The organism is Methylobacterium pseudosasicola (assembly GCF_900114535.1).
Classification (GTDB): domain Bacteria; phylum Pseudomonadota; class Alphaproteobacteria; order Rhizobiales; family Beijerinckiaceae; genus Methylobacterium; species Methylobacterium pseudosasicola.
The window spans coordinates 1-5,355 of the sequence record NZ_FOTK01000104.1; the positions used below are offsets into that span (position 1 = coordinate 1).

The 5,355-nt window shown below is 63.0% G+C and carries 7 protein-coding genes; 5 read left to right on the forward strand and 2 right to left on the reverse strand.

The window, feature by feature from the left end:
* Positions 1–34: 34 nt before the first annotated feature.
* A protein-coding gene (locus BM228_RS33165) for an IS3 family transposase (RefSeq protein WP_092046615.1) occupies positions 35–1,215 on the reverse strand; the annotation gives its coding sequence in 2 pieces (ribosomal slippage) (positions 35–954 and positions 954–1,215; 1,182 coding nt in all).
* Between the two features lie 169 nt (positions 1,216–1,384).
* Between BM228_RS33165 and BM228_RS34395 the strand changes: the two genes are divergently transcribed.
* The 5 genes from BM228_RS34395 to BM228_RS33190 all read left to right on the forward strand — a co-directional run bounded on the left by BM228_RS34395 (position 1,385) and on the right by BM228_RS33190 (position 4,619).
* On the forward strand, positions 1,385–2,104 hold the full coding sequence (locus BM228_RS34395) for a hypothetical protein (RefSeq protein WP_139234351.1): 720 nt from the start codon (positions 1,385–1,387) through the stop codon (positions 2,102–2,104).
* 862 nt (positions 2,105–2,966) lie between these two features.
* Entirely contained in the window at positions 2,967–3,206 is a 240-nt protein-coding gene (locus BM228_RS33175) for a hypothetical protein (RefSeq protein WP_092047565.1), read from the forward strand.
* A 5-nt stretch (positions 3,207–3,211) separates the two neighbouring features.
* Positions 3,212–3,406, forward strand: a complete 195-nt coding sequence (locus tag BM228_RS33180; protein WP_092047567.1) for a hypothetical protein — start codon at positions 3,212–3,214, stop codon at positions 3,404–3,406.
* A gap of 124 nt (positions 3,407–3,530) precedes the next feature.
* Positions 3,531–4,343, forward strand: coding sequence for a hypothetical protein (locus BM228_RS33185; protein ID WP_092047569.1), 813 nt, complete (start codon positions 3,531–3,533; stop codon positions 4,341–4,343).
* Between the two features lie 57 nt (positions 4,344–4,400).
* Positions 4,401–4,619 (forward strand): hypothetical protein, encoded by a 219-nt coding sequence (locus tag BM228_RS33190; RefSeq protein ID WP_092047571.1) that lies wholly within the window; start codon positions 4,401–4,403, stop codon positions 4,617–4,619.
* A gap of 450 nt (positions 4,620–5,069) precedes the next feature.
* Here the strand turns inward: BM228_RS33190 and BM228_RS33195 are convergent.
* Positions 5,070–5,355, reverse strand: a 286-nt coding sequence (locus BM228_RS33195) for a transposase (RefSeq protein WP_208612058.1), incomplete at its 5' end; no start/stop codon positions are given.

A 5,355-nucleotide genomic window follows, 5' to 3' on the forward strand; every position in this document is an offset into this window, starting at 1 on the left:
TGATCGGCCCCCACGAGGTGGTCCAAGAGTAAAGTTAGTGTGCGGTGGGCCGCTCCACCATGGGTCGCTTGGTCGGGGGAGCCGGTCGAGCGAGCGCAGCCGGCCAAGCGGTGAAGGCTGGCACGAACACCTCCGGGGCAGGTGGGCGGTATCCGAGCGACGCGTGGGGGCGGACAGCGTTGTAGTGTCGTCTCCAGCTTTCAATCACGATCTGTGCCTCCTTCAGGGTGTAGAAGATCTCGCCATTCAAGAGTTCGTCCCGCAGGCGAGCGTTGAAGCTCTCGACATAGCCGTTCTCCCACGGCGAACCGGGGCTGATGTAGGCCGTCTTGGCACCGACCCCGGTGATCCAAGCCTGCACCGACTTGGCGATGAACTCCGGGCCATTGTCCGAACGAATGTGCACCGGCACCCCACGCAGGATAAACAGGTCGGAGAGCACATCGATCACATCGATCGCCTTCAGCTTGCGGGCGACGCGGATAGCCAGGCATTCGTGCGTGAACTCGTCGACGACGTTGAGCATCCGGAACTTGCGTCCGTCATGCGTACGGGCCTCGACGAAGTCATACGACCAGACGTGGTTGCGGCACTCCGGGCGAAGACGGAGGCAGGAACCGTCGTTGTCCCAAATCCGCCCCCGCTTGGGCTGCTTGACCGGGACCTTCAGGCCCTCACGCCGCCAGATCCGCTCGACGCGCTTGTCGTTGACGAGCCACCCGGCCGCCTTCAACAACGCGCTGATCTTGCGGTAGCCATAGCGCCCATACTGCTCAGCCAACGCCACGAGGTCGGCCGTCAGTGCTTCTTCGTCATCACGGCCCCGCGGGACCTTGCGCTGTGTCGAGCGATGCTGACCAAGGGCCCGACAGGCGCGGCGCTCGGAGACGTGCAGGACGTCGATGATGTGCTCGACACAGGCGCGTCGGCGCGCGGGGCTCAGAAGTTTCCCCGGGACGCCTCCTGCAGGATCAGCTTGTCGAGGGTGAGGTCGGCGATTGCCTTGCGCAGCCGCTGGTTCTCGGTCTCCAGATCCTTCATCCGGCGCACCTGATCCGACTTCAGACCGCCAAACTCACGCCGCCACCGGTAGTACGTCACTGAACTCACGCCCAGGGCGCGAATGGCGTCAGAGACGCTCTGGCCCTGCGAGATCAGCACATCTGCCTGCCGTAGCTTGGCGACGATCTCCTCGGGCTTCGGGTGCTTGGCCATGTCGTCCGTCCTCCAGGCTCAAAAGCCATACCAAAGGGCGGACCACTTCAGTGGGGGCGGATCACTCTGCGGGGCAGAGGCCAGCACCGACGATCGAGCCCAGCTCGGCTCTTGAACGCGCCCTGGCAGCACTGGCCGCTGGCGTCCTTGGCAATGGGAGGGCCTGATCGTGAACAGCCACGTCGATCCGACCACGCTCGCTACAGCGAGTTCACCGCTTTTACCCTTCAACAAGTGGATCTGCTCGGGCTTCAACCTGCACCGTGGGGATATGGACCTCATTAATGAAGGAACGAAATTATCTCTAGTTAAAGTGAGATTTAAGTATCGCATGTTTGTTGAACGCAATCTGATGCGTCATCTAGAGTATAGCGAGTACATCGTTCTATCTGCAATACTAGCAATAACTCTGTCTTTCTCGAAATTGATCGAGAAAATACCTATGGACGTATTCGCTTATGGTATGAGAGAAGAAGAACTTGAAGACTTTGCTCCAATATTAGATGACGATGGCATGCCGTATTTCGAGGGTGCTGGACTTACTCCTAAGACGATAAGGGCCGCACTAAAAGGTTTGAAAGAGAAGGGGATAATATCAGCATTCACGCTTCCTGGAAAAAAGCATAAGGAGATATATGCCTATTCAGCAATGAGCCTTCGAAGCATCATCGCTGTAGTTGCCCAATATAGCAGTAAAGAGGATCGTTCTGCTTTTCTGAAGTCGCTCGACAGCAACCCGTTTTTGTTCATGTCAATGGCGAGAGACCCGGTTAGCGAGCTTGAGGAGCGGTTCATCGGGATGTTCCCGGATGGCGTTGGCTTCATCAACTTTGTGAAGGAGCGCAACCGGGACGCGTTCATGAGGACCCAGGCCCGGCTTACCGGGTAAAAATTTCCCTCGGCCAGGGTAAAATTTCCCTCGGCTCGGGGAAAAATTACCCCAGGTCGGGGAAAAACTCCCCCCTAAAGAAGGAACCCTAACCACGACATCTACAGAAGGAACCTTAACCCCCGGCGGAGCTTCGCTTCGCTTCGCTCCGCTTTACGCAGGACTGGGTCCTTCTGACCGTCTGGAGCAGGACAGAGCGCTAGCGCGCTGGTCCCTATCGGGTGATCGAGGTCCAGAGGAGCAGGGGCGACGATGCCCCTGCCGTCGAGCCAGACCCGGCATCGTCGGCGATCTGCACAAACCCCGCACTCCGCCTGCGGCTTCGCGCGGCCCTGCCAAGATGGTCACTGGCGAAGATGCGGACGGCCGTTGGGTAGCCCCATAGGGGCGCTGCGCAGGCCGCTGGCGGCGTCCGCGGTCCCCGATGAGGTGCAGCCGCCCAGGCCCATGGCCGAGGCCGATCGGGCAGAGGTTGCGCGGTCGCGCTGCTGATCATGCCCGAGGGGGGGGGAGGTCTGGGCAGGGCCGATGGCTGGGCCGCTGGAGGTGATCGAGGGCGCCGCCCTGGAGAACACCAGCGCCCTCGATCGAATAGTGAGGCGCGAACGCGCTGCAAGCCGCCGGACCTCAGCACTAGGTCTACCGCGCCCTCGGGCCTGCGGCAAGCTCAGTCCAAGAATAGCCAGTGAAACCGGGTGCACTCTGCAAATTGTTGACGAAATATCTGTTAGGAGGAATGGGCATCATCGGCTTCTATGGGAATGGCGGCCCTGCATATAACTTGTCGAAATGACTTCGATGCTGTTGACGTAGCCGGGGTTCCCGGGCTACATGTATCGCTCATGATCCATGGATTACCGCCATGAGCGTGCTGCTGACGTGCAAGGCACAGCCCGAAGTTGTTGAGCAAATCGATCGGGCCGTAATTGCGTATCGCATCGCGAACCCGGAGACCACGTTTACCCGGGCGCAATTCGTTCGGGAAGCCGTCCAAGATACGCTGGCCCGACTGGCCGCGGCCCACTCGAATACTGGTCTTCGCGAGCGCGTCCGCGAGGCTCCAGTGAAACCGGTTGCACTAGCGGCCGGCGTCCGGGGCTGACGATCATGGCCCGCACCCTGGCGTTTCCGGTTCCATCTGGCACGATCGAGGCCCTGGACTTCATGTTGGGTGAGCGTCGCAGGACCGACCCGACCACGCCCAGCCGTGACGACTTCTTGCGGTCCCTGGTGGAAGACGCCGTCGCCGCGGGCATGCTGCGGCTCTGCGAACAGGCCCGAAAAAGGGTCACCCTGCCCTGATGTACCGAATTGCCGAAGCTCGACACTCCTCCGTCCCCTCCGGTCCGAGCGTCGAACCTAGGCTGCACTGTCCACCGAACCGCATCGCGCCGCTCACTAGACCGAGCTTGAGGGGATTAAGATCATGAACTTATTGGCTATTCACCCCCGCCGTTCCGCGGCCGAACAGCAGCTCGCCACGGAGCTTGCGCAGCGCAGCCGTGGCGCTGGGCATGGCAACTTCCTTTTCAAGGACACCTCCCCAGCGCTTGCGGTCCTGAAGTCGGCGCCCGCACCACAGCCGGTGCCGCAGACCGCTTCCGCCAAGGTGACGACCTCTGCCGAAATTGACCTTGTGGCGGCCCTGAAGGCGCTGGTGGCTCCACTCGCGGCTGACATCGACCGGCTGACCACCAAGCTGGCCCGGCCTGCCGCTCCCGCGGTTGCGCCCATCCCCCAGAACACGGCACTCGCCAGCGTGGAGAAGCGCGCACGGGTGTCCGAGATCGCGGCTGAGGAGGCCAAGAAGGCCCCCCAGCGCGCGACGGCGGTGCTCTCGACCACGGGCAACCCGGCCAGCGTTCCGATCGAAACGGCTGCCCAGCGCCGTCGCGCGGCCGAAGAGCGGGAGGGCGCACGGAAAGCCGCCGCCAAGGCTGATGCAGAACAGGTCCTGGTCACGCGGGGTGGTGGCCGTGTTCGCGTGCTTCGGGAGTTAGACCCTTCCCTGAGTGACGCCGCCCTGCTCGCCCTCAACCACGTCGTCACCAAGTGGACCGCGAATGGCCGGAGGCCCGTGCCGGTCAACGGACCGGACCTGTCCCGGGCCCTCGACCTCCCCATGGCAACCGCGCAGGCGGCGTTCACCGAGCTGGTCGAGAAGCGCCAAATCACGTCGGCCGCCAACACTGTGGGTGTGATCCAGGTCACCCCCAGCGTCGGCGCGGCCGGCGTCTAGGCGGATCGTTCGCCGGGTGATCCGGCACTGTGCAGCGTAGCGTAAGGAGTAGAACCCATGTTCACGGGCCCTGAGATTAACAAGCTGGTAGCGGCCACCCTGGCCGCCAGTGCCGCTGCAACAGCCGCTGCGGGCACCGATACCGACGCCTACCTCGTCGCGTACAAGGCGATGCTTCTCGGCCTCGACAAGGTGGACGACGATATCGAACGGGCACGGAGCGCAGCCGGCATGAAGCGGCTGGCTCAGCGCCGCACCGAAGGGTTGATCAGCTAGGGTGACCTTCCCGTGATTGTCGCCCAACAGCGTCGGGAGGTTGCCGCGCGCGACTTCCACCTGTCCTCCGGCCTCCTGTTGGCCCTCGTGGTCGATCGCGTCCCATTCGACCGGCTCGCGATCGATTATGGCTACCCGCCCCACCGCCTGCGGGCGAAGCTGGCGGACCACCTTGCCGCCTGTAGCGCGGCCCTGGAGCCACCGCCGCCGGAGCCCGCACCACTACCGCCGCCATCACCATCAGCCGTGCCAATCCGCATTCGGACGCGGCCAACTACCTGAAGCACCCCGGCGTCCCCGGAATCGTTCCATAAGGCACTCCAGGCATTGCCCGGGCAGCCTCCACCGCCGCCGCGACCCTGGAGGGGCGGGCGTGCTGGAGCCTGCCATGTCTTACGTCCTTGGACCCATCCGCCCCCGGTTAGAGCACCACTCTAGAGCGGCATCCGATCAGGTTGCGTCGTATCCTGCAGCGGCAAGGTAGGCTCGACATTCAGCTGGCGCGAAGCAGGTTAGGCTGCGCCGTATGGCATCCCAGAGGTCTGGGATAGTTCGCGCCGCTGCACTGCGCAGCAGCGCCTTCAGCTTCGCGAAGGCCATCTCGATCGGGTTGAAGTCGGGCGAGTAGGCCGGGAGGTAGAGCAGCCGGGCTCCCACCGCCTCGATCCGCTCGCGGACGCCGCTGACCTTGTGGGCCGGCAGATTGTCCATGACGACCGTGTCGCCGGGCTGGAGC